The sequence below is a fragment of the Rhizobium sp. AN5 genome, assembly GCF_900215255.1.
Lineage (GTDB): Bacteria > Pseudomonadota > Alphaproteobacteria > Rhizobiales > Rhizobiaceae > Agrobacterium > Agrobacterium tumefaciens.
On the sequence record NZ_OCMJ01000004.1, the window covers coordinates 1,241,782 to 1,265,841 of the forward strand.

Annotated in this window: 23 protein-coding genes and 1 tRNA gene; 13 read left to right on the forward strand and 11 right to left on the reverse strand. The window is 55.5% G+C overall.

Going from position 1 to position 24,060, the window contains the following annotated elements; translation table 11 throughout:
- Nucleotides 1-17: 17 nt before the first annotated feature.
- On the forward strand, nucleotides 18-818 hold the full coding sequence (locus tag CRP02_RS18535) for a DUF72 domain-containing protein (RefSeq protein WP_097102596.1): 801 nt from the start codon (nucleotides 18-20) through the stop codon (nucleotides 816-818).
- A gap of 5 nt (nucleotides 819-823) precedes the next feature.
- Here the strand turns inward: CRP02_RS18535 and dusA are convergent, their stop codons facing one another.
- A complete protein-coding gene (gene dusA, locus CRP02_RS18540) occupies nucleotides 824-1,819 on the reverse strand; it encodes a tRNA dihydrouridine(20/20a) synthase DusA (RefSeq protein WP_097171934.1) in 996 nt (331 codons plus the stop codon).
- A gap of 144 nt (nucleotides 1,820-1,963) precedes the next feature.
- Here dusA and CRP02_RS18545 point away from each other — a divergent pair, with 144 nt between their 5' ends.
- Nucleotides 1,964-3,037, forward strand: coding sequence for a site-specific integrase (locus tag CRP02_RS18545; protein WP_097171935.1), 1,074 nt, complete (start codon nucleotides 1,964-1,966; stop codon nucleotides 3,035-3,037).
- 193 nt (nucleotides 3,038-3,230) lie between these two features.
- Complete coding sequence (locus CRP02_RS18550) at nucleotides 3,231-3,881, forward strand: hypothetical protein (protein WP_097171936.1); 651 nt, start codon at nucleotides 3,231-3,233, stop codon at nucleotides 3,879-3,881.
- A gap of 117 nt (nucleotides 3,882-3,998) precedes the next feature.
- Here CRP02_RS18550 and CRP02_RS18555 read toward each other — a convergent pair whose 3' ends face one another.
- The 5 genes from CRP02_RS18555 to CRP02_RS18575 all read right to left on the reverse strand — a co-directional run bounded on the left by CRP02_RS18555 (nucleotide 3,999) and on the right by CRP02_RS18575 (nucleotide 6,632).
- On the reverse strand, nucleotides 3,999-5,075 hold the full coding sequence (locus CRP02_RS18555) for a protein kinase domain-containing protein (protein ID WP_179784066.1): 1,077 nt from the start codon (nucleotides 5,073-5,075) through the stop codon (nucleotides 3,999-4,001).
- Nucleotides 5,072-5,491 carry a DUF3010 family protein gene (locus CRP02_RS18560; RefSeq protein WP_097171938.1) on the reverse strand — a complete coding sequence of 140 codons (420 nt, stop codon included), beginning with the start codon at nucleotides 5,489-5,491 and terminating at the stop codon, nucleotides 5,072-5,074. The genes CRP02_RS18555 and CRP02_RS18560 overlap by 4 nt, the downstream gene beginning before the upstream one ends.
- 218 nt (nucleotides 5,492-5,709) lie before the next feature.
- A complete protein-coding gene (locus CRP02_RS18565) occupies nucleotides 5,710-5,907 on the reverse strand; it encodes a hypothetical protein (RefSeq protein WP_097171939.1) in 198 nt (65 codons plus the stop codon).
- Nucleotides 5,908-6,087: 180 nt separating this feature from the next.
- Nucleotides 6,088-6,164, reverse strand: a tRNA-Arg gene (locus CRP02_RS18570).
- Nucleotides 6,165-6,338: 174 nt separating this feature from the next.
- A complete protein-coding gene (locus CRP02_RS18575; protein ID WP_210200305.1) occupies nucleotides 6,339-6,632 on the reverse strand; it encodes a hypothetical protein in 294 nt (97 codons plus the stop codon).
- A gap of 126 nt (nucleotides 6,633-6,758) precedes the next feature.
- Here CRP02_RS18575 and CRP02_RS18580 point away from each other — a divergent pair, with 126 nt between their 5' ends.
- The 5 genes from CRP02_RS18580 to CRP02_RS18605 all read left to right on the forward strand — a co-directional run bounded on the left by CRP02_RS18580 (nucleotide 6,759) and on the right by CRP02_RS18605 (nucleotide 12,000).
- Entirely contained in the window at nucleotides 6,759-7,010 is a 252-nt protein-coding gene (locus CRP02_RS18580) for a helix-turn-helix transcriptional regulator (protein ID WP_097171941.1), read from the forward strand.
- A gap of 11 nt (nucleotides 7,011-7,021) precedes the next feature.
- The gene (locus CRP02_RS18585) at nucleotides 7,022-7,465 is read left to right on the forward strand and encodes a hypothetical protein (RefSeq protein ID WP_097171942.1); all 444 of its coding nucleotides are present in this window, start codon (nucleotides 7,022-7,024) and stop codon (nucleotides 7,463-7,465) included.
- Nucleotides 7,466-7,593: 128 nt separating this feature from the next.
- On the forward strand, nucleotides 7,594-8,649 hold the full coding sequence (locus tag CRP02_RS18590) for a site-specific integrase (RefSeq protein ID WP_097171943.1): 1,056 nt from the start codon (nucleotides 7,594-7,596) through the stop codon (nucleotides 8,647-8,649).
- A 210-nt stretch (nucleotides 8,650-8,859) separates the two neighbouring features.
- The gene (locus CRP02_RS18595) at nucleotides 8,860-10,785 is read left to right on the forward strand and encodes an AAA family ATPase (RefSeq protein WP_097171944.1); all 1,926 of its coding nucleotides are present in this window, start codon (nucleotides 8,860-8,862) and stop codon (nucleotides 10,783-10,785) included.
- A 396-nt stretch (nucleotides 10,786-11,181) separates the two neighbouring features.
- Nucleotides 11,182-12,000 carry a shikimate dehydrogenase family protein gene (locus tag CRP02_RS18605; protein WP_210200306.1) on the forward strand — a complete coding sequence of 273 codons (819 nt, stop codon included), beginning with the start codon at nucleotides 11,182-11,184 and terminating at the stop codon, nucleotides 11,998-12,000.
- A gap of 194 nt (nucleotides 12,001-12,194) precedes the next feature.
- Here the strand turns inward: CRP02_RS18605 and CRP02_RS18610 are convergent, their stop codons facing one another.
- The 3 genes from CRP02_RS18610 to CRP02_RS18620 are packed head-to-tail and all read right to left on the reverse strand — an operon-like array spanning nucleotide 12,195 to nucleotide 17,633.
- Nucleotides 12,195-15,452, reverse strand: coding sequence for an error-prone DNA polymerase (locus CRP02_RS18610; protein ID WP_097171946.1), 3,258 nt, complete (start codon nucleotides 15,450-15,452; stop codon nucleotides 12,195-12,197).
- Entirely contained in the window at nucleotides 15,449-16,960 is a 1,512-nt protein-coding gene (locus CRP02_RS18615) for a Y-family DNA polymerase (protein WP_179784067.1), read from the reverse strand. The genes CRP02_RS18610 and CRP02_RS18615 overlap by 4 nt, the downstream gene beginning before the upstream one ends.
- Complete coding sequence (locus CRP02_RS18620; RefSeq protein ID WP_097171947.1) at nucleotides 16,881-17,633, reverse strand: ImuA family protein; 753 nt, start codon at nucleotides 17,631-17,633, stop codon at nucleotides 16,881-16,883. The genes CRP02_RS18615 and CRP02_RS18620 overlap by 80 nt, the downstream gene beginning before the upstream one ends.
- 282 nt (nucleotides 17,634-17,915) lie before the next feature.
- Here CRP02_RS18620 and ligD point away from each other — a divergent pair, with 282 nt between their 5' ends.
- From ligD to CRP02_RS27595, 4 genes are all read left to right on the forward strand, one after another.
- The gene (gene ligD, locus CRP02_RS18630) at nucleotides 17,916-18,968 is read left to right on the forward strand and encodes a non-homologous end-joining DNA ligase (protein ID WP_097171948.1); all 1,053 of its coding nucleotides are present in this window, start codon (nucleotides 17,916-17,918) and stop codon (nucleotides 18,966-18,968) included.
- Between the two features lie 58 nt (nucleotides 18,969-19,026).
- A complete protein-coding gene (locus tag CRP02_RS18635) occupies nucleotides 19,027-19,800 on the forward strand; it encodes an SOS response-associated peptidase family protein (RefSeq protein ID WP_097171949.1) in 774 nt (257 codons plus the stop codon).
- Between the two features lie 109 nt (nucleotides 19,801-19,909).
- Nucleotides 19,910-20,329 (forward strand): hypothetical protein, encoded by a 420-nt coding sequence (locus tag CRP02_RS18640; RefSeq protein ID WP_143539327.1) that lies wholly within the window; start codon nucleotides 19,910-19,912, stop codon nucleotides 20,327-20,329.
- Nucleotides 20,326-20,502, forward strand: a complete 177-nt coding sequence (locus tag CRP02_RS27595; RefSeq protein WP_097171951.1) for a hypothetical protein — start codon at nucleotides 20,326-20,328, stop codon at nucleotides 20,500-20,502. Before CRP02_RS18640 ends, CRP02_RS27595 begins: the two co-directional genes overlap by 4 nt.
- A gap of 1,156 nt (nucleotides 20,503-21,658) precedes the next feature.
- On the opposite strand, the gene CRP02_RS27600 is transcribed toward CRP02_RS27595, so the two are convergent.
- Nucleotides 21,659-21,811 (reverse strand): hypothetical protein, encoded by a 153-nt coding sequence (locus CRP02_RS27600; protein ID WP_179784068.1) that lies wholly within the window; start codon nucleotides 21,809-21,811, stop codon nucleotides 21,659-21,661.
- A 135-nt stretch (nucleotides 21,812-21,946) separates the two neighbouring features.
- Here CRP02_RS27600 and CRP02_RS18655 point away from each other — a divergent pair, with 135 nt between their 5' ends.
- Nucleotides 21,947-22,564, forward strand: a complete 618-nt coding sequence (locus CRP02_RS18655; protein WP_097171953.1) for a hypothetical protein — start codon at nucleotides 21,947-21,949, stop codon at nucleotides 22,562-22,564.
- A 4-nt stretch (nucleotides 22,565-22,568) separates the two neighbouring features.
- Here the strand turns inward: CRP02_RS18655 and CRP02_RS18660 are convergent, their stop codons facing one another.
- Nucleotides 22,569-24,011, reverse strand: a complete 1,443-nt coding sequence (locus CRP02_RS18660) for an SGNH/GDSL hydrolase family protein (protein ID WP_143539328.1) — start codon at nucleotides 24,009-24,011, stop codon at nucleotides 22,569-22,571.
- Nucleotides 24,012-24,060: the final 49 nt, after the last annotated feature.

Below are 24,060 nucleotides of genomic sequence, written 5' to 3' on the forward strand. Positions count from 1 at the left end.
CCGAGGAGGAACAGTATATGTCGACATCAGGCACGATCCGCACCGGTATCGGCGGCTGGACCTTCGAGCCGTGGGAAGGCACGTTTTATCCGGAAAAACTGCCGAAAAAACGCCAGCTGGAACATGCCAGCCGGCAACTGACGGCGATCGAGGTGAACGGCACCTATTATAGCAGCCAAAAACCCGAGACCTTCGCAAAATGGGCGGCGGACGTGCCTGAGGATTTCGTTTTCTCCCTGAAGGCAAGCCGCTTTGTCACCAACCGCAAGGTCCTGGCCGAGGCGGGTGAATCCATGACGAAGTTCCTGACCCAGGGACTGACGGAACTCGGCCACCATCTCGGCCCGATTCTCTGGCAATTCGCGCCGACGAAAAAATTCGACGCCGAGGATTTCGGCGCGTTTCTGGCATTGCTGCCCGAAAAACAGGACGGCATCAGCCTTCGCCACGTGGTCGAAGTGCGAAACCCGACATTTCAGGTGCCGGAATTCATCGATCTTCTCGCCAAACACAAGGTCGCGGTCGTCTGCGCCGACCATCACGATTATCCGATGCTGCCTGACGTAACTGCCGATTTCGTCTATTGCCGCCTGCAAAAGGGCGAAGACGATATAGAGACCTGTTATCCGAAGGCCGAGATTGACCATTGGGCAAAACGGGTCAAGACCTATGCGGCGGGTAACGTGCCCAACGACCTGCCGCTGATCGCTCCCGACAGACAAGTCGAGAAGACCCCGCGCGATGTCTTCGCTTTCTTCATCACCGGCGGCAAGGTGAATGCACCAAACGGCGCACAGGTATTGCAGAAATTGGTCTGACTGGCTCAGCCAGCCATTTCTTTCGCAGGGTTGAAATCGATTGCCGCGAACGCCGCCTCGATCACCTCGGTTCCAGCGCCCGGCCGTGTGGCGTCGCTGGAAAGGATTTGCCGGAAACGGCGCGCGCCGGGCATGCCCTGAAACAGGCCGATCATGTGGCGGGTGACGTGGTTTAGGCGCCCGCCGGCGGCAATATAGTCGGCGGCGTAGGCCATCATCGCATCACGCAGACCCATCCAGTCAGCTTGCCGGGACTCTTCGCCATAAATGCGATGATCGACATCGGCAAGGATGGACGTATTGTGATAGGCCGCGCGGCCAAGCATCACGCCGTCCATATGGTGCAGATGGAGGCTTGCCTGATCGAGATCGGCGATACCGCCATTGATGCCTATGAAGATGTCAGGATTTTCCCGCTTCATGCGATAGACGAGACCATAATCGAGCGGCGGCACCTCGCGGTTTTCCTTCGGCGAAAGCCCTTGCAGCCAAGCCTTGCGCGCATGGATCCAGACCGCATCCGCGCCCGCTGCCACAACCCGTGAAAGAAAATCCGGCAGCACGGCTTCCGGCTCCTGATCGTCCACGCCAATGCGGCATTTGACCGTGACCGGCACCTTCGCAACGGCCTTCATCGCCGTCACGCATTGCGCGACAATCTCGGGCTCGCGCATCAGACAGGCGCCGAAAGTGCCGGATTGCACCCGGTCCGAAGGACAGCCGACATTGAGGTTGATCTCGTCATAGCCATAATCGCCGGCGATCCGCACCGCCTCCGAAAGCTTCTGCGGATCCGACCCACCGAGTTGCAGTGCAACCGGATGTTCCTGAGTATGATAGTTGAGCAACCTGTCGCGCTGGCCATGGATGATGGCGTCGACAACGATCATTTCCGTATAAAGCAGCGCACGCTTCGACAATTGCCGGTGCAGAAATCTGCACCTCGTGTCGGTCCAATCGATCATCGGGGCCACAGCAAAGATTTTTTCGCCGGATTTCATTGCATTTTCGTAAAAATTCAACTCTTTACGCTCGCTTGCTTAATGTCACGGTTTAGCACTCCCTTTCTCATTTTTTCACGCTGTTGCACCGATTTCCATGGTGAAGTACAACGACGTCGTACCAGATACAGGAATGTTGTACCGATGGGAACGATCACCGCGAGAAAACGAAAAGACGGTTCAGTGGGTTATACCGCGCAGATCCTCCGAAAAAAAGGCGGTCGTATCGTTTTCCGAGAGGCCAAGACATTCGACCGTAAGCGAGAGGCAGAAGCGTGGGTTCGATTTCGCGAGACTGAAATCGACAAGCCTGGTGCGCTGGAGCGGCTGAACGCCGACCGCTTCACCCTGGCGGACGCTATTGATCAGTACCTCAAAGAGAAAGGAACAATGGGGTCCACGAAGGCACAGGTGCTTCGTACGATTAAAACCTTCAAGATCGCCACAATGGACTGCGCAGACATTCGGAGCGATGACATCGTTACGTTTGCAAACCAACTCGCAGTAGGCCGTAAGCCGCAGACGGTCGGAAGCTACATTTCGCACCTGTCTTCCATATTCGCCATTGCTCGGCCGGCGTGGGGTATGCCGCTAGATCCTATTGCAATTCGCGACGCACAGACCGTGCTGCGGAAACTCAATACCATTGCAAATTCGGAGAGCCGAACGCGCCGCCCTACCCTCGTCGAACTCGACAAGATCATGGAACACTTTACCAAGCGAAATCAGGCGACGCCGCATGTCTCGCGCATGGATCGGGTTGTCGCCTTCGCTATTTATTCGACGCGCCGGCAAGAGGAGATCGTTCGCATAGAATGGGAGGATCTGGACGAGGTTCACAGCCGCATTCTTGTCAGGGATTTAAAGCATCCTGGCCAGAAGAAGGGTAACGACGTGTGGTGCGAGCTTCCACCTGAGGCAATGCAGATCATCAAGGCTATGCCGAAGAATGGGCCACGGATATTCCCCTACGGTACGGCCGGGGTCGGCGCCGCGTTCACACGCGCCTGCCAGTTCCTTGAGATCGATGACCTACACTTCCATGATCTGCGGCACGAAGGGATTTCACGCCTGTTCGAGATGGGAAGGACGATCCCCCTCGCCGCCAGCGTATCCGGCCACCGCACCTGGAACAGCTTAAAGCGTTACACGCAGATCAGGGAGAAAGGCGACAAATTCGAGGGATGGAAGTGGCTGAAAACGGTGACGGAGGGGTGAACTGAATGTGGCCTTGCAGGGCTGGCGGCTTTTTGCGACTGGGCTCGGTCAGCTCCCAACGGGTGCGGCTCGGATCTGAAGTGGAGGGCAGTCGTGAGGCCACCCTTTTGCTATGCGGGTCCACTCGCTGGCAAGTTCTTGCCAGCGCCGCCGAATGTGGCTAACCGCGTTGTGACTAGTGTTCGGTGCATAGATGAAAAGCAGTAAATGGGTTAGGCGTACGTCTCGCGGCTTTGAGCCTGCAGCCAGACAGCTGCTTGATGGCTGGATCGAAGCGACGACGAAGTATTGCGGCGCAATGGATGGACGGGAAGCGCCGTTCTTCTTCAACGAACGCGCCAACATCTCTATGCTCGCCGCTGCTTCTTGGTTAAAGGGTGGCATTGCGTTAGAGGAATACACCGCTTCAAAATTCGCCGAAGACCGGAATTCGAACGGGCGTTGTGATCTCTACGTGTTTTTGGCCGGGGAGAATATCGAATTCGAGGCGAAGTCCGTTAAACGACGCCTGCCGTTGAACGCTGCGTCATTGTCTTTACACTTGCGCTCGAAACTTGACGAAGCGATTGAGGACGCGAGAAAGCTTCCGCCGCAGAGATCGTTTCGTCGTGCCGCTTGTGCGTTCTATACACTGAGGGTTGAGGCATCAAGATTCTCGTCGAGCGAACAACTAAAGGAGAAGTACGCGGAGGAGCTGGACAGATACAAAGACGCCCTCATTGCGTACGAAAAGTGCTCCGCTGTTGCGTGGTGTGTTCCTCGATCGATTGAACGGCTACGTGTGTCGCCAGATGCCGACGAATTTGTATTCGGCTGCATTGTGGCGCTATCTTTTCTAACCTAATGCAACCGATCCCGCCGGATCGAGTTATGTGGCCATACGGCTTTATCGTCGACCACGGATGTACTGGCGGCGCAGAGAAGCAAAAGAAAGGTCGGTGCAGAGAAGCGCCGGCCTTTTTTATATGTTCTCCGCAAAAATGACCGCATCCCTCATTGTTTTTGGCTTCAGCGCGTGCTGTCTCTTCCAGCCGCTTCCTACGTCTTTTTCAATTGCGAACGTCCCGCCATTAGCTAGCACGCGCATACGTTTCTTTGGCCGGTGGAGAACAATATGACCCCCGTCAGGACGCCAATCAGGAATCCTGCGCTTCATATTATTCAGTGCCGCGATGAAGTCAGCCACGGATTTGTGTCTATTTTTTCTTTCGACGCGGGTTGCGGTTCTTATGAAGGTCACGACGCTCTTTGGCACGTATGGAGGTAGAGTATCCATATCCAGGAGGCGACCTTTGTTTATCTTTTCCTCAATGATTTTAGTGGCGTAGTTCCCTTTATCGGTTGTACCTTTAAGCGCATCATATTCAGATTGCTGTTTGCTACTTAGCCAATCGCGCTCATCGTACGGTAGGCATCCGCCCAGTAACTGAAAGAGCATCAGGCCCAACTGATAAACGTCACTTTCCTTGAAGTAATCGTTTGTGACAGTGGCCTCAGGCGGTCTGTACAGCAGGGAGTGGCGGGTAAGCGTTTTGCAATGCCCTTGCGCGTCGCACGGAGAAACGGAGCCGAAATCTCCTATTACGATTTGTTCGTTGTCTCGATATACGTTTTCAAGCTTGAGATCGCGGTGCAGGAAGCCATTGCCATGGAGAAAACTCACGCCGGATGCGACCATCATGACGGCGTCAACCGCCTCCCGCAAGCCAAGCGGGCCTTTTTCTAGAACCGTGTCGAGATCACCACCGTCACAGAACTTCGTCGTAAAGAACGCCCATTCTAAATCAATCGAAGCGGCGTGGTAGACTTTGAGTATGTTAGGGTGTTCGAGTTTTGCTAGCAACTCTGGTTCAGCGTGGTCGCCGCTCTCCCAGTAGTACAGCTTAACGACGTCTGGTCGGCCGAGCACTCGGTTCGTTCCAAACAAAACATGGCCATTCTGGCCTTTGTCAGAGGCTTTATGAAACTCAATTTGCTTCTCAAGCTCTCGAAGTGCGACCTTGACGTCTTCTGGGACCGACAGACTATTGATAATCACAACAGCCCTTTTTCGTTGAGGAGCCAAGCGGCAGACGTAAATGCGTCCTTCTGATATGCGTTTAGTCCGGCGGGGGCGCCCGCCACGTTCTTCTTTGTAAACTTCCTGAGCGTGTTTCCGTGGACCAGGACGACATCGTTGTGAGACATCTGAAAAAGGGCTTCAATTTTAAATGTGACGCCCGACGCACCCATCGCCCCGGTTGCTCGTTCTTTGATTACCACCACGTCAATATTCTGCTCGTGTAAATAGCTGTCTATAGCCATCTTCATGGACTTCAATGCGGGCCCATCAGCACCGTCATCCAACTTTATTCGCTTTGTACTTGCCTCAACCACGTTAGCAGCACCCGAAGATGGCTCGCAGATTACGACGATAGCTTCTTTTGATTTTATATCGACTCCACAAACCCGCATTTATTCATCCCATAAAAAGCAGACAACCGATATCCAAGGTCAAACTTCGAACTCGCTAATACAACCAAATTCTAATCCATAATTCAACTTCTAATACCGCCCGGATAACCCATTTTCTATCCGCGCACTAACTGTGCACATACGGGCGGAGACACCCGCACAGCGCTGCCCGGTTGGTGATTCTGGCGGGCCTTCTCGGCGCTGTGGTGGCGTGGAAATCAGATGGCGATTGCGGCCTGCACGAGCAGTACGCCTATGAATATCGCGCCTATGACGGTCGTCGCGCCTACCATGATCCATCCAGTGACCTTGATTGCAGTGCCATTGGGGTGGACGTCCGCCATCATCAAAATCATTCCGACAATGGCGGCGGCAAAAAACACGGCGATTGCGACGCATAGAATCGCTGAAATCATAAAGGTCTCCTCGGTTGATTGATTACCACCCCCGGCCCGCGCAGTGGTGGAGCGCGTGGTGCAGCTGGTGAGGCCTCTTAGGCCGGGGGTATAGGCATTTGGAATAAAAGACCGCGCGCTGCCCGAAGGCGCGCTGCGGCAAGTTGGCTGGCCTTGCATGTCATAAGGCCAGCTGGGAACTGGTGGTCCGCCCACGATTCGAACGTGGAACCTGCAGATTAGAAGTCTACCGCTCTATCCGGTTGAGCTAGCGGGCCGTGTTGTTGGAAGGATGGCGTCGGTGACCATGTGCGAAAGCCAGTTGGCTGCCGTTGCTAACTCGCGCCCCTTTCGCGAGAAGATGACGCAGTCGCCATTTTAGCGGACTATTTCGTAAATCAGCTTGTCGACAACGATCAGCGTGCCAACCGGGTAGCGCTTCGCCTGTTTCTTCATGACCTCGCCTCCGCGCGCATCGCGGCCCATTCGTCCTCACGGAACTTGAATAGCTCGCGAACCGCGATCGCTGCCGCTTCCTCCTCATCACAGATGATCCCGTGCGGATCCTCAATGAGCATGGCAGCAAAGCGAAACTTCCCGGCAATGTCAGCCTCAGTCTTGACAGGCGCCTCAATAACCGCCCTGCGGACGATGCTGGCCGCGTCGGTGATATAGTCCATCGCATCATCGGGCATGTTGCCAACGCGACTGCCAATCGTGTCGAGCTCGATATAAAGGCGGGTCATTCGGGATATGAAGGATTCTGGCATGCCTTCGGCGTTCGCCGGTAACTTTGCGTTAACCATCGTTTCGGTTCCGTGTTGCGTGTCTCTGTATTTTCGATACTATTAGTATCAACATGAGGTGCAGCAGTGTCAATACGAAAAGTATCAATTCGCCAAATTAAAGCCGCTAGGGCGCTGTTGGACTGGTCCCAGTCTGATATGGCAGCGGCTTCGGGAGTGTCGGAGCCCACAATAAAGAGACTGGAGGCGGCCAGTGGCGAACTAGGAGGAAGGATCGACACGATTGATAAAATTGTCGCGTCCCTCGAAGCCGCCGGCGTGATCTTCATCGACCAAGGCGAAACTGCGCAGGGCTACGGCGTCACAACAAAATCTTGAGGGCGGCGCCTATGAGCGGTGAAGGTTTTGACGTTCGAATATACTGCCTTCATTCAGACGGAACTATTGAGGCGGTTATTGGAGCTGATACAGACCACTTCCAAGGTGCTGTACCTAACGTGGGTGACACATATGCCAAATGGGGCCTTGATGATGTCTACCGCTTTTACAGCGTCCAGAGGCGCTATTTCGTCGACAGCGTAGACAACGATCATGGATGGTGCGTCATCGTATGCGAAATCGAGTCCGCTCCACAGATGGAGGCCGTCGTGAAAGAGTGGAGCGAGGAAACTCGCTTCTGGCGCGATATCAGTAAGGAGGAAGAGGACGAACGAAACAAGTCTCTCCAAGCGAAACTTACAAGGCTCACGCAGAAGAAAGCGGGCAACAATCTCCCAGGCAACGTGCAACGTAAGTCAATAAAGATCAAAAAACCTCGGACAACTCGCACTTGACCCACGCACACGATACTGCCTAACCTACCTTCGCGGCCACCAAGCGCACCGCCACCACATGAGGAGACGACAAAACGCTTTCGGCATTCTGCCGGCGGCAGGTTGCTCCTTTGCGGAAGGGTTGAGCTATGCGTGACGCAAACTTAAAGGGCCTGGCCACGGTCAAGAAGACTCTCGCCAGCGGCAAGACCATCTACTACTGCTATGCGTGGCGCGGTGGGCCGCTGCTAAAGAACGACAAAGGCGAGCCGATCCAGCCCGGCGATCCTCTTCTCGATGACGCATTCAGTCTAGCCCACGAGCAGCGCAGAGCGCCCTCACCTACCAACCTATCGACGCTCATAACTCTCTATCGCGACTCTTCTGATTTTCGCCGAACCAAGCCCGGAACGCGTCACGAGTACGATCGATATTTGGATAAGATTCGAACGAAGTTCGACCAGCTATCGCTAGAGGAACTACAGCAACCGTCGACGCGCGGCGCGTTTAAGGAGTGGCGGGATTCTTTGGCAGACACCCCAAGGACGGCGGACTTTGCGTGGATGGTCTTGGTTCGTGTGCTGTCATTTGCGAAAGATCGGGGGATAATTTCAGTCAACATCGCCACGCGTGGCGGCCGATTGTACCGATCGACCAGACGAGACAGGATCTGGACTGGCGCTGACGTCGCCGCTTTTGAAGCCGTATCGCCTCCCTACATGCGTATTGCTATTCAATTGGCGCTCTGGACCGGCCAGCGTAAAGGAGACCTTCTGCGCCTCGCTTGGAGCGATTTCGATGGCACCAACTTGCGCTTCACACAGTCGAAAACGAAGTCGCGCGTTTTGGTACCCATGGGACCGCTTGCAGATGTTCTTCGTTCGCAGAGTGGCGCCGGCGCCATTCTTCTAAACAGCCGCGGCGGCGCCTGGAAAAGCGATGGGTTCAATACCTCTTGGAGAAAGTGTTGCGCCAAGGCAGGGATAACCGACCTCACCTTCCACGATCTACGCGGTACAGCGATCACGCGGATGGCGCTGGCCGGTTGTACCGTGCCGGAGATCGCCGCAGTGACCGGTCACAGCTTGAAGGATGTCGAGACTATTCTCGACATACACTATCTCGGCGGTCGCGCTGAGTTGGCGGCGAGTGCGATGCGGAAGATGATTGTCGCCAAGCCCAAGTCTGAAAATAGGCATCTATGAGGAAGAGAACGAAAAAACGGGAGCGAGAGCAAGAAGATTTGGCGAGCATCTGAACGGCGTTGGGCCGCTTTTACTGAAGAGGCAAACCGTGTGATATACCCATGGACCCCAAACCGAAGTGGCGGAAAAGATTTTTTAAATCTCATAAAGGTAGAAGTAGCCTTCTCGGGACCAACTGTCCGTGCTCGTCAAATACCGGGGGTGAAGGCAATGCATATTTGGCTTGAACAGAAGTACGGTTCTCTACTGCAATTTCGTTCGGACTTGGGAAAATTTACAGTAGTCACAGGGTTAAACGGCAGTGGCAAAAGTCAACTTCTCAACGGCCTCCATACCGGCGCTATAAAATGTGACCTTTACGAGACCTCGAACTCACCGGTGCCACCGCCAACGGTCCTGTTCACCGCAGACGATTTCAAGATCAAAGACGAACCCGGCAGCCAAAGATTTGATCAGTTAAGTTCGCGCGAGGACCTTATCAGAAGCGCTGTAACTCGGAATGAGCCACTTAGGAGTGAATGGTATCGATGGGGAGCTTCTAATGGGCTATCTGTGACAGAAACTCGGGAGCATACAAGGGAAACCTTGAAAGGCTCCACTTCTAATAGCACGAAAAAGTTTGCCGCAGCACTCCATTCGGTTTTGCTGAAATTACGGGACCGCGCTAGTCCGACCAATGTATATTCTCCTAGCGCCAGGATGTCAGGCGGCACCGAGATATTCGCAATCGCACAGCAGCGAACTGGCTTGCCCTACTATTTACTCACGGAAGAGGAAATTCGGGAAAACAATTCCGACATGCCCGCATTGTTTGACGTTTCGGTTGGCAGAATATTCTCTGAGTATCGACATCTTCAGTTAGTTGACGACCTCAGGAGAGTCAGGCGGACCTACGGAGAATCGACAGCCGACCCGTTGTCCGGCGAGGAATTCGAACAGCAACATGGTAGACCTCCTTGGGAAGTCCTAAACACTATCCTTTTTGACATGGGACTCGACGCTAGATTTGAAGCGCCGGAGCGAACTAAACTCGATTACTCACCAGCGAAACTGCTCACAAGTGATGGAACCAGCCTCTCCCCCGAGCAGCTTTCTTCTGGCGAAAAAGTAATACTTAAGTTGGCAGTTTGCGGATATCTGGCGAAGAGCAAGTTCAAGCCGAACCGCAAGCCGATTCTTGCCTTACTGGATGAGGTAGACGCGCCGTTGCATCCTGCAATGGCGCGCACTTACCTGAAGGTTATAAACGACGTCCTAATTGACGATTTTGGAATGCACGTCATTGCGACTACACACTCTCCATCGACTATTGCGCAGTGTGATCAAGCAGCGGTGTGTATCATGACTAAAGGTCAGCCTGGACTCGCGCGGATATCTAAAGACAGAGCAATCGCTGGTCTCTCAGCGGGTGTCCCCACCCTGTCAGTTTCGCTGAATGACAGGCGTCAAATATTCGCTGAAAGCCCCATTGAAGCTAAAAATTTGGATGCGCTTTATCAAATTCTGAAACCGTCATTTGCCTCACCAATTTCGCTCCAATTCATGGCTACGGGCTCAACCCACTCAAATAGTAGCAAGGCAGATGTAATTCGAATTGTGAACGATCTGAAGTCCGCAGGCAACACGACGGTCTACGGCCTAATAGACTGGGATCTTTCAAGCAAACCAACCGATAGAATAAGAGTGCTCGCGGCGGGGCGGCGTTACGCGTTAGAGAACATCATACTGGACCCCGTTGTCCTAGCTGCGGAATTATACCGCCTCCTCCCGACTAGTGCTGCACACTTTGGGCTCGATCCTTCGATAAGTGTCTATGATCTCAAATACCTAGATGTATCAAAGTGGCAAGAGCTAGTTGACGCTGTTACCACACGCGTGCTGGGGTCAGATCCGTTAACGGGCGTGCCTTGCAGCTATCATGGCGGAATGTCGTTGAACGTGGACAAAAGATACCTAGAGTATCCGGCCCACCCGCTCGAAGATGCGATAGTAAAAGCATATCCGGTCTTCGAAAACGTCAAGAATGCCGGATCCGGAAAGTTGACGGCCCAAGTCACTCAAACAACTCTATTGAAGATGCCTGAACTCATCCCCAAGGAGATCGAGGACGCATTCATGGAGCTTCTGGCTTCTTGAACAACTGACAAAGTTGCGTGGCCTCAGCGTTTAAGCACTTCAAGTCTGGACCTTAGATATTGACTCCTCCCTAAAATGAGAACATTTGTAGAACAAACGAGGAGTACGCAACATGGCCGATGAAGAAAAATCATCGTAGTGCAGTTCAAAAACAGCCGTGGCGGTGTTGTGCCGGGCGAAATGCGACCCGCAACCAGCCAAGGATCCGCCGAGAGAATGGCTAACGCAATGGCTCCACGGCACGTGGGCGTTGCGACATACACTGTCACAGTAGACGAGGAGAGCGGGACTATGGCGAACCCGCGTTTGCTGGTCTCGTACGGTCAAATTTCAGAGCTGGTGCCGGACTGATCTACCGGCGTAGCTGTGTGAGACTGTTCTCGCTAAGGAAATCGAGTGAGAGGCAATATGATGCTAGAGCCGCTGAATGGCGAAACCCGACTATTTCCGATTGTCGGAGACCCGATCAAGTACGTGAAGTCTCCAGAGAGGTTGACTCGAGGGTTCGCGGCACGGGGGCGCAACGCAATTTGCGTTCCGATGCAGGTGGCCGAAGGTGCCCTCGCTGCCGCTATGGAAGGCTTCAATGCCATTCCTAATATCGATGGCCTTCTCATCACGATGCCGCACAAGTTCGCTGCTTTCGACTATTGTGCAACAAGTTCGGGCACCTCCAAACTATTTGGAGTTGTCAGTGTCATGCGCCGCAATGCGGACGATACTTGGCACGGCGACATGCTCGACGGTTTGGCATTCGTGAAGGCGCAGAAGGACCAAGGCGCACAACCCGACGGCGCGAAAGTGCTTCTTCTCGGTGCCGGTGGAGCTGGAAGTGCAATTGCCGTGGCCCTGCTTGATGCGGGAGTGCGGGAGTTGATCGTCTACGATATCAATCAAGATCGAGCGAACACTCTGGTCGAACTTCTCAACGAAAGGGGAGATAGACGTATCCGTGTCGGACCGGCCGACCCAGTCGGATGTAATATGGTCTGCAACGCCACATCGATGGGGATGGCAGATGATGATCCCCTTCCGGTTAATCCAGTGCTTTTCAAAAGCTCCATGTTTATCGGTGACGTAATCGCCGGACACGGCGAAACCGCCCTACTAAAGGTAGCGCGCGATGCAGGATGCGGGACGGCCAATGGCGATCAAATGGTCGAAGCTATCCAGGAGATCATGCTCGACTTCATGCTAGCAAGCAGAACAGTCTAACGACGGGTCGGACACGGATATCTACGACAGGGAAGGAGTGCACCTAAAACCAAGAGAACCGTCCCCCTGATGGAAGACGTCCAGCATCTGAGAATGCAGTTCACGCTGGTGGATTGACTCCAGCTCTAAAGTCGAAACTCGTGGCTTCCTGACAGGTTCAGCAGCATGGATGAAGGCTTGCAAGCGTGCCGAAATCAATGAAAATTCCTACTCTTCACCTTCAGCGTATCGATATGGAGATCGGGTGTGAACATGTCCCGCGGGACAACGGGCTTTTGTCGATCACGCGAATCCGGCCCGCCGCCGCCGTGGGCAAACTCGTCGCCCTGCCCGGCCGGCAGCTTGAACTCGACATCCCGATCGGCAAGGCCAACGAGATCGCCTGACAGGTCAAACAATTGCTGCGCGACAAGATGCACGACCTCCCCTTCCCGCTGAATCCGCCCATTGATCGCCATCATCGAGGATCCCAGCACCACGCTCCTGCGCTTCTCGAACAGTGACGGCCAGACGACGATGTTGGCAGGGCCTGTTTCGTCCTCGATGGTGATGAACATGACACCCTTGGCAGACCCGGGCTTCTGGCGCACCAACACCAGACCTGCAGTATAAACCCATCGCCCATCCCGAGCATTCATCGCCTCCGCACAGGGGATGATGTTGCGTGCCGACAGGTCCCTGCGCAGGAACGCAACCGGATGCTGCCGTAGCGTCAAGCCCGTATGGCTGTAATCCTCGATGACGTTGTGCCCGTCCGTCATCTGCCGAAGGGCGACCTCCGGCTCCTGCTGCTCAGCAATTGCCGCCATCTCGCGCTCGGTCGCAGCGGCAAACAGCGGCAAGGGTTCATCGCGCAGCGCCTTGATGGCCCAGAGCGCATCGCGCCGTTCGAGTTTGAGCGATGGCAGAAAGGCATCGGCCTCTGCCAGCTGGACAAGCGCCTCCGTCGGCACGCTGGACCGGCGCCACATGTCATCGACGGATAAGAAAGGACTGTTCATGCGTGCCGTCACGATCCGCGCTGCGTCAGCGACAGCCAGTCCCTTCACCTGCCGAAATCCAAGCCGGACAGCATGCCGATCGGAGCTGCCGATCTTTTCCAGAGTGCAGTCCCAGCGCGAGCGGTTGACGCACACAGGTCGCACCTCGACGCCATGCTTGATCGCATCACCGACGATCTGGGCCGGAGCATAAAAACCCATCGGCTGACTGTTGAGGAGGGCTGCACAAAAGACATCCGGATAATGGCATTTGATGTAGTTCGAGGCATAGGCGATCAGCGCGAAAGAGGCTGCGTGACTTTCGGGAAAGCCGTAGGAGCCAAAACCTTCGAGCTGGGAAAAGGTCTTTTCGGCGAACTCGGCTGAGTAGCCGTTCTTGACCATGCCGGAGACGAGTTTTTCCTTGAAGCGTGAGACCCCGCCGGTGAACTTGAAGGTCGCCATCGACTTGCGCAGCTGGTCGGCCTCGCCACCGGTAAAACCGGCGCAGACCATGGCGACGCGCATGGCGCTCTCCTGAAACAGCGGCACGCCCAGAGTCTTGCCGAGCACGGCTTCCAGTTCGGGCGTGGGATATTCGACCGGCTCCTTGCCTTCGCGGCGGCGAAGATAGGGATGCACCATGTCGCCCTGGATTGGACCGGGCCGGACGATCGCCACCTGCACGACCAGATCGTAGAAGGTGCGGGGTTTCAGGCGCGGCAGCATCGCCATCTGCGCGCGGCTTTCGATCTGGAATGTCCCAAGCGTATCGGCTTTTCGGATCATTGCGTAGGTGGCTGCGTCCTCCTGCTGGATCGTAGACAGATCGAGATCCTCGCCCTTATCCTCACGGATGAGATGAAACGCCTTTGCCATGCAGGTGAGCATGCCGAGTGCGAGCACATCCACCTTCATGAACTTCAGCGCCTCGACATCGTCCTTGTCCCACTCGATGATCTGGCGGTCCTTCATCGTTGCCGGCTCGATCGGTACGAGATCGTCCAGCCGGTCATGGGTGAGGACAAATCCTCCTGGATGCTGGCCAAGATGGCGCGGGGCTCCCATCAGCTGCTGCGCCAGTTTCAGGGTGAGCGCTAAGCGCCGGTCGTCAGGGTTGAGATTGAGCTCGCGGATGTTTCTGTCGGGCACTTCCTCCGACCAGGACCACATGCCCGACGACAAGGCCTTGATCACGTCCTCCGGCAGGCCGAGCGCCTTGCCGACATCGCGGATCGCTCCCTTGGCACGATACCGCGTAACGGTGGCGCAGAGGGCAGCCTTGTCATGTCGGTAGGTCTTGTAGATCCATTGGATGACCTCCTCGCGCCGTTCATGCTCGAAGTCGACATCGATATCAGGTGGCTCGTCGCGCTCCTGGCTGACGAAACGCTCGAACAGGAGATCGTTGGTCGATGGATCGATAGAGGTAATGCCGAGAATATAGCAGACGGCGCTGTTGGCCGCCGATCCCCTGCCCTGGCAGAGAATGCCCTGCCTTCTCGCAAAGCGCACGATCGAAAACACCGTCAGAAAATACGGCGCATATTTCATGGCGCGGATGAGATCGAGCTCATGCCGTACGGTTTTCAACACGTCGGGCGGCAAGCCTTCCGGATAACGATCCGGCACGCATTGCCAGACATAATGCTCGAGCGATCCCTGAGCATCCTTGCCCGGCACGATCGCCTCTTCGGGATATTGGTAGGTAAGCTCCTCGAGTGAGAACGTGCAGCGCCGCACGATCTCCATGGTTCGCGCCAGGGCTTGCCGGTAGCGCGGAAACAGGCGAGCCATTTCTTCCGGAGGCTTCAGATACCGGTCGGCATGACGCTCGCGCTCGAAGCCGACATCGTCGATCGTGGTGTTGTGCCTGATGCAAGTGACGATGTCCTGCAACTGCCGCCGGCCCGGCTCATGAAACAGCACGTCATTGGTGACCACGGTTTTGACCCTGACCCGTGCCGCCATGTTGGAAATCTCATGGAGCCGCATCTGGTCATTGGGGCGTCGGCGCAGACACAGCGACACGTAAGCGCGGTCACCAAACGCTCCAGCCATCTTGCGAAGCTGTGCTGCACAGGTGGCGTCCGGCAGATCCGGCACCAGAATACCGATCATGCCTTCCGAGTAGGAAACAATGTCATCCCAGTGCAGAATGCAGTTGTCCTTGCCACCACGTGACTTGCCGAGCGTAATCAGCCGGGTCAGGCGTGAGTAGGCAGCTCTGTCTATCGGGTAGACGAGCAACGACATGCCGTCGGCGAGATCGAGACGGCAGCCAACGACGAGGCGGAGACCTGTCGCGCGGGATGCTTCAAGGGCGCGAACAATCCCGGCCAGCGAATTACGATCGACGACGCCGATCGCACTGATCCCAAGGAGTTTTGCAGCATCAAACAACTCCTGCGCCGACGAGGCACCACGAAGAAAAGAAAAATGTGTCGTGACCTGAAGTTCGGCGTAGCTCATGCGAATATCCCGTGGCAGAACCAGCGATACGATCCGGTCTGCGGATCAACACCGTCGCCGGAGCGGAACACCCACAAGCGCTCGCCTGCCTCATCCTCTATGACGAAATAGTCGCGCACGGCGTCCATTTCGGCATCTCGCTGCCACCATTCCCCGAAGATACGTTCCGGCCCGTCGGCACGCTTGATCTTACGGCGTTTGCCACGCCAGACGATGGAGACTGGCGGCCGGTCCGGCATCAGCGCGATCGCCTCGATCAACTCAGGTCTCGGCAAGAGACGGACGGGGCGGCGCCAATGGCTGACCCAGGCAACGGCGATCGGTTCAGCGACGGGGCTGATGCGCTGGACAGAGCGTTCCGGCACATCGGAGGCGACCGGCGCGACGCGATAAACCCTCTGCCCCCGGTTTCCATAGAGGTCGATCAGCGGCGTTACATCAGTGACGTCATCCTCGACCAGAGCAGAGGCTTTCTGAGCCTCCTCGAGAGGCTCGGCTATCACGGCGACCAGGATCAGCTTTTCGATCCCGAAGCCCGGCTCGATCTTTTCCGTCCGGTCCCGAAACAGTTTTGTCAGCCAGGCGACATCGCGGGCGGGTCTGGCGGTTCCGGCGCGGATGGCCTGTCTCGTGCCATCGACCTTCTCGACGATCAGGTCGGCACGGCGCACGCCAAGCCCGCGCTTCTGGAGTTCGCCAACGAGTTGGACGACCAGACGGCCAACATATTTGTCGATGGTTTCCGCAGCCCCGATCGGTTCGGCGAAGGTCTTGGAGACTTCAACCAGCTCTGCGGTCCGGATCGGCTCGATCGGCTCGGCGACACGACACAGCATCTGGTCGAGACGGCGGCCGACCTCTGGACCGAAACGCAATGTCAGCGGGGCCCGCGGGGTGTTGGCAAGTTCGCCGATCGTCTGGAAACCGAGAATGCGCAGATCAGAGACGATCTTTGACGGCAGGCGCAAAAGCGAGATCGGCAGTTTTTCGGCGGCACGGGCCGTCTCGCCAGATGGAACGACAATCGTTTCGCGATTGATGGCGCGGGCGCAAGCATGGGCAGCACCCCAGCTGTCGGCAACCGCCACACGAGCGGTCAGCTTTTTCGCGAGGAACCGGTTGGCGATGCCATTCACCATTGATAGTTCGCCACCCTGCAGATGATCGGCGCCTTCTGTATCCATGACGATGCCATCAATCCCGTCGACCGCGACGATCGGCGAATAGATCGTCAGCGCCCAGAGCGTGATGCGCTCAAGTGCGGCTCGATCGGCTTCGGCATCAGCGTCAACCAGCATCAGGCCGCGAAACAGCGACTGCGCCTTTGCGGCTGCCATGCCGGTATGCACGCCCGCCTTTCTGGCAGCCGGATCGGCGGCAGACACCCATCGCTTCGAGCCGCTTTTTGCGATCACGGCGATTGGCTGTTCAGGCGCAATAGACGGATCGGCCCGACGAATGCGATCCGTCGGCAGATCCGGAAGATAGATCGAGACGACCCTTGTCATCACACGCCCTCACGAGAAACTCAGCACATTCACCCGCTTTCACGCGCATCAATTCCAGAAACCATTGTGGCCTGCCCACCCCCGCTACCGGCAACTCTTCCGACGGCATCACGCTGACACGCCACCGCGTGGTCGAGGCCGTCGGCTGGCCAAAGTCATTGGCCTCCGTCTGTCGCCGCCATCGCCGAACGCCAAGCGCCATGGTCCCGGTTCGCTCGGCTGCAAGCTGCAACCGGCGGGAACTGACCATGGGCAGGCGGACAAGTTCACCGACGACGGCGCCAAGTCCGCCGAAAGAAAGGCCCTCCTCCATATTGGCCAGCACATCCTCTTCCTTGTCGGATTCAACAAAGATGACGCGGTCAGGATGCAGACCCACATGGGCCAGAGCCGGAAAAAACAGATCCGGCCGCGTCAGACACCAGATGACGGGGCCTTTTGTTCGTGCGGCAATGCCGGCAACACAAAGGGCGGCCGCTGCGCCATCGACGGTGCCCGAACCACCGCCTGCAAACTCGTGCAACGCGCCATAGGCGAGACCACCGCCGGGCAAGGCCGCATCGATCTCGGGAACGCCAAAAGAAAGTGTTCCGGCCCGCTTCGCGGATACCCCTTCCATCGACGCGATGCGGTCGCGCAAGTCACAAATCACCCTCTGACGGGCAGCAGTCATCGTTCACGGCTCCCTTCAAGGTCGTGTTCAAAGGATCGACATTATGTCGTACGGGCTATATGTTCATTGTTTGTTCTCGTAATGCAAAAGAGTCAAGCGCCACATGGTTGAGGAATATTATCCCAGTATTAGCAAAGTCGAAGATTCGAAAAGGATTCAAGGAGGTAAGGGGAAACAGAAATTTTTGCGGCCCTTGCGACCGCCGGGTCTAGAATGGTGGATAGCGGGGATAGATGAACGGCGTCACAATCTTCTTAAGGTTTTCGTGCTGAACTCGTTTGCATGACGAAGCCACCGAGATCAAAGCCGCTCCTTCGTGATAGCGAAGCCCCGCTGCGGTCAAAGCCGCGTCGGAAGCGCAATCCCGCACAGCCCCAGCTGCTGTTTGATCCGATGCCCGATCGCGTCGAGCCGGCGCTCGCCCAATTGAAGGCGCATCCTCCACAAGGCGACCAATGGAGCTGGGAGCTGAAATGGGATGGCTATCGACTGGCTGTCCATATCGAGCCGACTGGGGTCCGCATCCTCACGCGTAGCGGCCATGACTGGACGCACCGGTTTCCGGCGATCGAGCAGGCTGCCCGGGCGCTTGGGCCGGCAACGATGATCATCGATGGCGAGGCGGTTGTGCTTGACGATGAAGGGCGGCCGGATTTCGGGCTGCTGCAGAAATCGTTGGGTGCCTCTGGAAAGACTTTTGGCAACCGAGCTTCGGACGCCATCCTCTACGCCTTCGATCTTATTTATCTCGACGGTCATGATCTGCGGAATATTGAATACCGCTCACGCCGCCATCTTCTCGAGGATACGCTGAAGGGACACGACGGCGCGATCCGCCTTTCGGAAACCATTGACGCCGATCCCGCGATCCTGCTGGAACACGTTGGCAGCCTTGGTCTCGAGGGCATCGTCGGCAAGCATCTCGATCAGCCCTATCGTTCCGGCCGGACCGGGGACTGGGTGAAGATCAAATGCGTTGGGAGCGAAGCGTTCATGATCGTGGGCTATGAGCCATCGACGGCATCGCCTGCCGGGTTCGCCTCGCTGGCGCTTGCTGCCTATCGCGGTGACGAGCTCATTCATGTCGGAAACGTCGGTACAGGTTTTAAGGAAGCCGAGATGATCAGGCTGCGCAAGATGCTGGACAAGCTGCGCTGGAAGCGAAAGCAGCCGCCTGTACCCTTTCCCGAAAAATCAGATATCGTCTGGGTCGAGCCAACACTGATTGCAGAGATCGAGTTCCGGGCGTGGACGGCGGACGGCAAGCTACGCCATGCCTCCTACAAAGGCTTGCGGGAACGGCAAGACAATGCCGACGTTTACAAGCTCGACTAGCGACGGAGGCGGAACTCACCACACAACTGCATTCGGTCGCAACGGAGGAATTGCTGCCATGTGCAATCTATATCGGATGGAAGACAAGGACTGGGTCTCCAAATGGGCTCAGGACGCCGAAAGCCTGATCAACCTGATGCCAGCCTATCAGATGAACCCCGACCAGATGGGGCCGATCGTCCGCAACACGGCGGACGGCAAGAAGCATCTCGTGCATGCGCGTTGGGGCCTTCCCTCGCCGACCTTCGTTCAGAAAAAAGCGGCGGAAACGAGGGCGGGGAAACTGAAGGCCAAGGGTCAGGCTGTCGATATGGATGAGCTTACCCGCATGGAACCGGACCGCGGTGTGACCAACGTACGCAAGCTCAACCTGCCCCACTGGACACGATGGTTCGGTGTCGAACATCGATGCCTCGTCCCTGTCACCAGCTTTGCCGAACCGGATCCGGCGAGCAAACAGGATGGTGGCAATGTGCCCAATGCCTGGTTCGCCCGCGATGAAGCAAAGTCGCTGATGTTCTTTGCCGGTATCCATGTGCCGCAATGGAAGAGCGTCCGGAAGGTTCGGGACGGGCTCACGACCGACGATCTCTATGGATTTCTGACCACCGATCCCAACGATCTCGTTAAGCCGATCCATGAGAAAGCGATGCCTGTCCTGCTGCTGACTAAGGAGGAGACTGACATATGGATGCGGGCCCCCTGGAATGAAGCCAAGGATCTAGCCCGCCCACTACCGGATGACGCGCTGATCATTTCGTCGCGCGAGCCCTATGGATCATCGATCGTATCGACGTCTGGCGAGTTGGTTGAGCAAAAAAGCCTCCTCTAACCGGTCAAGCGAAAGCGCTTCAGCGGCCATTGCCTGATGACGGCCTTGTGCTGCTGCCCGTCGAAGACGAGAGGAAGACCGCCGATCTTTTTGGATGAGGGAGGAGAGAATGCTTCTGAAACCCAGCGTGCTTGAAGACCGTGGCATAAGCGTAACCGACCAGCCAGCCGACGGCGATTACATGGACATCGACCAGGTGGAGCTATCCACTATCGATCGGCGTCTCATTGAGAAGGCGTTGGCCACACCAGATTTTAAAGAGGTCTACGCCTATGCTGGGCCGGAGAGGTTTTGGACCGATCCTAACCGGACATCTGGCGCATCCATGCAGATGCTTTACAGCGATGACCTCAAGCAAGCCCCGATTCTGTATTTAGACCCCGGCCTATCTGACGTGGTTATCGGTTCCGTTTCAGCGGACGATCCTGCCGAAGCGCTGCATGAGTGGTCTATACAGTTTCATGCACGCGGCGCCTCCCCTGTGATTGGCGCAGATCTGCCGCCAGAATTTCGAAAGAAGAACCAATGAGCGACCAATCCAAAAATAGCGACGGCATTCACGAGAATCACTATTGCGAGCATCCTGGCTGCAAGAAATGGGGCGGCTTCGGGTATTCTCGATCGAAGGCCGAGAAATCCACCTGGCATTGCTGGGCGCATTATCCGCAGCGGGATATGATTGAGAACCTTAGAACGGCATGATATTTCAGGGTGCTGCCCCAAGAGAAAGAATGACGCGCGTGAAAAAGTGGATAAGTCCAATATTACCGAGAGGGGCCTCAAAGTATTTTGACGAAAAAGTCTTCAGGTTGATAAAATACTTTAATTTATTCTTTATGCCTGCGCTGTGTCTTCTCTACTTTACGGACATATCAGTTGTAGCTCTGAATACGATTGAGCCGCCCACTACAGTCCCTAATGTTTTTTCTTTCATGCTCGAAAGATATCGAGATTTTGAGACTGTTAAACCCGGCAAAGGGTCGTTCTTTGTCGTAGCCAATATCGTCATGCTCGTTGCCACTATAGCGGTGCTCGTTGCCATTTCATCGAGATTTATTATCTTCAAGGAGCGTGTTCCGGCAAATTTTACAAAAAGTAATATCGCGACGCCCTTCGTAGCCACGATCTTTATATTCTTGTCATTTAGATTCTTATTTTTTTCAGATGTGACGTGCAACACATGCGGCACCATAGCGTCCCGCTCTCTCAATTCCCCACTGATTATAATCATCATCCCCGCGATTTACACAGTCGTGATCGAGTCATTCATTCAGATATTTAGCGCTGTATCAGTCGCGTTCAGAGCAAAAGAACAAGAAAATCAGCTTTGAATATCGCACAAACGAAGAGTGCGAGCACACGGCGATTTCCACGCCGGAGGGATTCTTTTTGCTCTGGTTTTGGGAGGTCCTCAGTACGGACAATCTCCACATTCGCCCACGGGCGGCTCTTTACAAGATACTTGCGCAATTAAGGATATACCGTAAAACTAATTGACAAAGTCAATTTAAACCACAATTAATCCCCTCGTTTCAGGGGAGTGGCATTATATTTTTAGCTCTAATTTACTCCCACATATTGGCGCAATTACTCAATTGATTTCATCAAGCATGCCGCTTCCAGTTATCTGGGGCGGCTTTTGATAGCGTTAACACGTTGTTATCATTAATTAAAATTTAAGATAGCACATTGTTGTCGATGTTCTCGAATAGATCGTTCTCGGTGGCAATTTCGCCAATAAAACTGGAATTTGGCAAGTCACCTGCCAGCCCAAACAGAAAACCCGCCTACCTCTCGGCAAGCGGGTTAAAAGCCCCCGGCCATAGACCGAGGGTGATGTGTTAGGCGAATGAGCCGGTTAGTGTTGCTTTATCTTACCAGACAGCCGGCCTTGCACGTCCATTAGGATCATGTTCAGCAAGTATATTAACAGCCCTATGTTGGCCTGCTCAGCCAACAACAGTGCCGCTTTCAAATGATCTTCGATGGCAATCAGCTTTGATCTGTCCATAATCAAATCTCCTAAAGTAACCGCAGATTTGATTATAGTGCAAAACAAAATACATTTCTTTGTCGATTAGACTGCTTGCTGTTGCCCGCGACAACGGGGCATAAAAGCCCGTCACCTCAATCGAGAAAGAGCAAGATGTCTTTTCAATCAGATGATCGCGATGCGGAATACTTCTACTGGCTGGGCAAGTTTATTTTCAGTTTCGCCGGAGTTGAAAGCGGCCTCAACGCGCAGATTTCCCTGTTGACTTTTCAAGGGCTCGCCGAGTCAAAGAATGCCTCAACGCTTCCAAAAGCTCTTATCGGGGTACAAACCATGGAAGCGGCAAAGACAACGTTAAAAAGGGTTCTAAGGGCTCTGTCCTACCCAGAATCCGTAATAGAGGGGCTACAGCCGCTATTCGCGCATCTTGGGCACATCCAAATAATGAGGAATTGCATCGTGCACCTAGGTGCCTGGGGCGAAGGTCCTTATAAGCGGGTACACGATGCGATCAGATCGAGCGATACGGGAGACACATTATATATATCGGTGCAGACGCTTAAGGATATGGTTGATGACCTCGATCGGATTCCCCCGCGTATTTCCTGGGTCATAAACCCCTCTCTTAAGCAAAGCCTTCCCTTGGCGCTAGCAGATCACATCAAGCACGTAATGGGACCCTGGCGGTTCAATCCAACTATTCCGAGGGTACCGCCAGAAGATATTCACGATTTTTGGGCTGAGCTTTTCCCGCCACCACCACTAGATTAAACCCTTACGTCGCGAGCAACGCTGCGACCTCTGGTGCTAGCACCCCGGCTTGAAGCTGATAGGTCAGGCCGGTCAAATGCAGCTTGTCAGAGGCGAAATAGGTTCCGTTGTTGGGATCGGCAAGCTGCGGTATTGCATCATAATCCACGAAACCATCCGCAAACGTAGGATGGTTGGCGCGAATACGTGCGTTAATCGAGTTTCGAGCCGTTTCAGCATTTGCCGTGTACGTTCCATCAATAGCTTGAATAACGATGGTCGAAATGATTACCTTGACACCAATGCTGCGCAACCATGTGCAGTATGCCACGATGGCGTTATAGACGTTATCACCCTTATCGTCCGTAGGAGCCGCCCGGAGGTCGTTGATCCCCGCATTTACGCGGGCAACCCGTTTTGTAATCTCGGGATAGGCGTCCATCAATTCCTTGATACGGTTTCGGTCATTGGGGGAGTTCAGCGCCGTAATCGGGATAGAAGGCTGTCCGCAGTTGAATATGGCAGTATCAGCAGGGCTGCCGAGAATGCCGAATAGCTGATCCGGCTCCGTGGCCGTCATGCCGAGGCCCGCAACATAGGTAGCAACGCTGCCCTGCCCCGCCGTTCTGCTATCTCCGATCATGAAGACGCCCTTGGTCTGGCCAAGCTGCAAGGCGGCGACTGCCTCCAGAGACCGGCCGACAGACGCCATCTCTGCAGCCGTCAGCGCGCGCGGGAAGATGACAACGGCCATGATCTCGCTGTAGCCGTTCCCATTCTCGATAGTGCCGCCTGTGAGTGTGCCAGCGGTCAAGCCGCCGGCTACAGTCTCGATGACGCGGTTATTGTAAAACTTCACATCAGAAGCGCCGCTTGAATAGCCCATGATGGCCACGCCCGATGTCTTTGGAGCGCGGCTCTGGACTTTGGATAAGTTGCCATTGGCAGCATCCAAGATGCGCCCGCCGCCGCCCGCTGTTGGCGTGTCGGGCGTCGTGGTGCCATAGGTCAGCGTTGTACCCAGCTTTATCCATGCGTAGGACGCACGGGCAAGGTGCGGTCTCAGAACCAGAAACACCGAGTGGTTCGCGCGATCCACGGAAAGGCCAGCCGGGATCGGATATTGGATGTTGGGACCGGCAGTAAACGGTAGCGCCGAGCCGGCCAGTTGCGACCGCTGGACGAAAGCCCGCGCGCCTTGCGTGGCTTGCACGAGATCGAAGCCATTGCCGGACTGGTCGATAATGGTATCCGCCCTTGCCGCGACATTCACCCCGCCTACGTATGCTTCGATGGCCGCGAGATCTAGGCGACCGCTCGCATCAAACCCAAACGTCTGTGGCGTGGTCGGATTGGCACTGCGGGCGACCTTAGCCGCGCTCCCAGCCCAACCGGCCAGGCGAGCAGTGCCGGCAAAAAGAAGCGGGGCGACGGGTAGGCTGACGGGAAGCTTTGCGCCCCCAATCACGCCAGCCCCGAAATAACTCGCAGATGCCCTCATGCGCGCAGCACGAGCC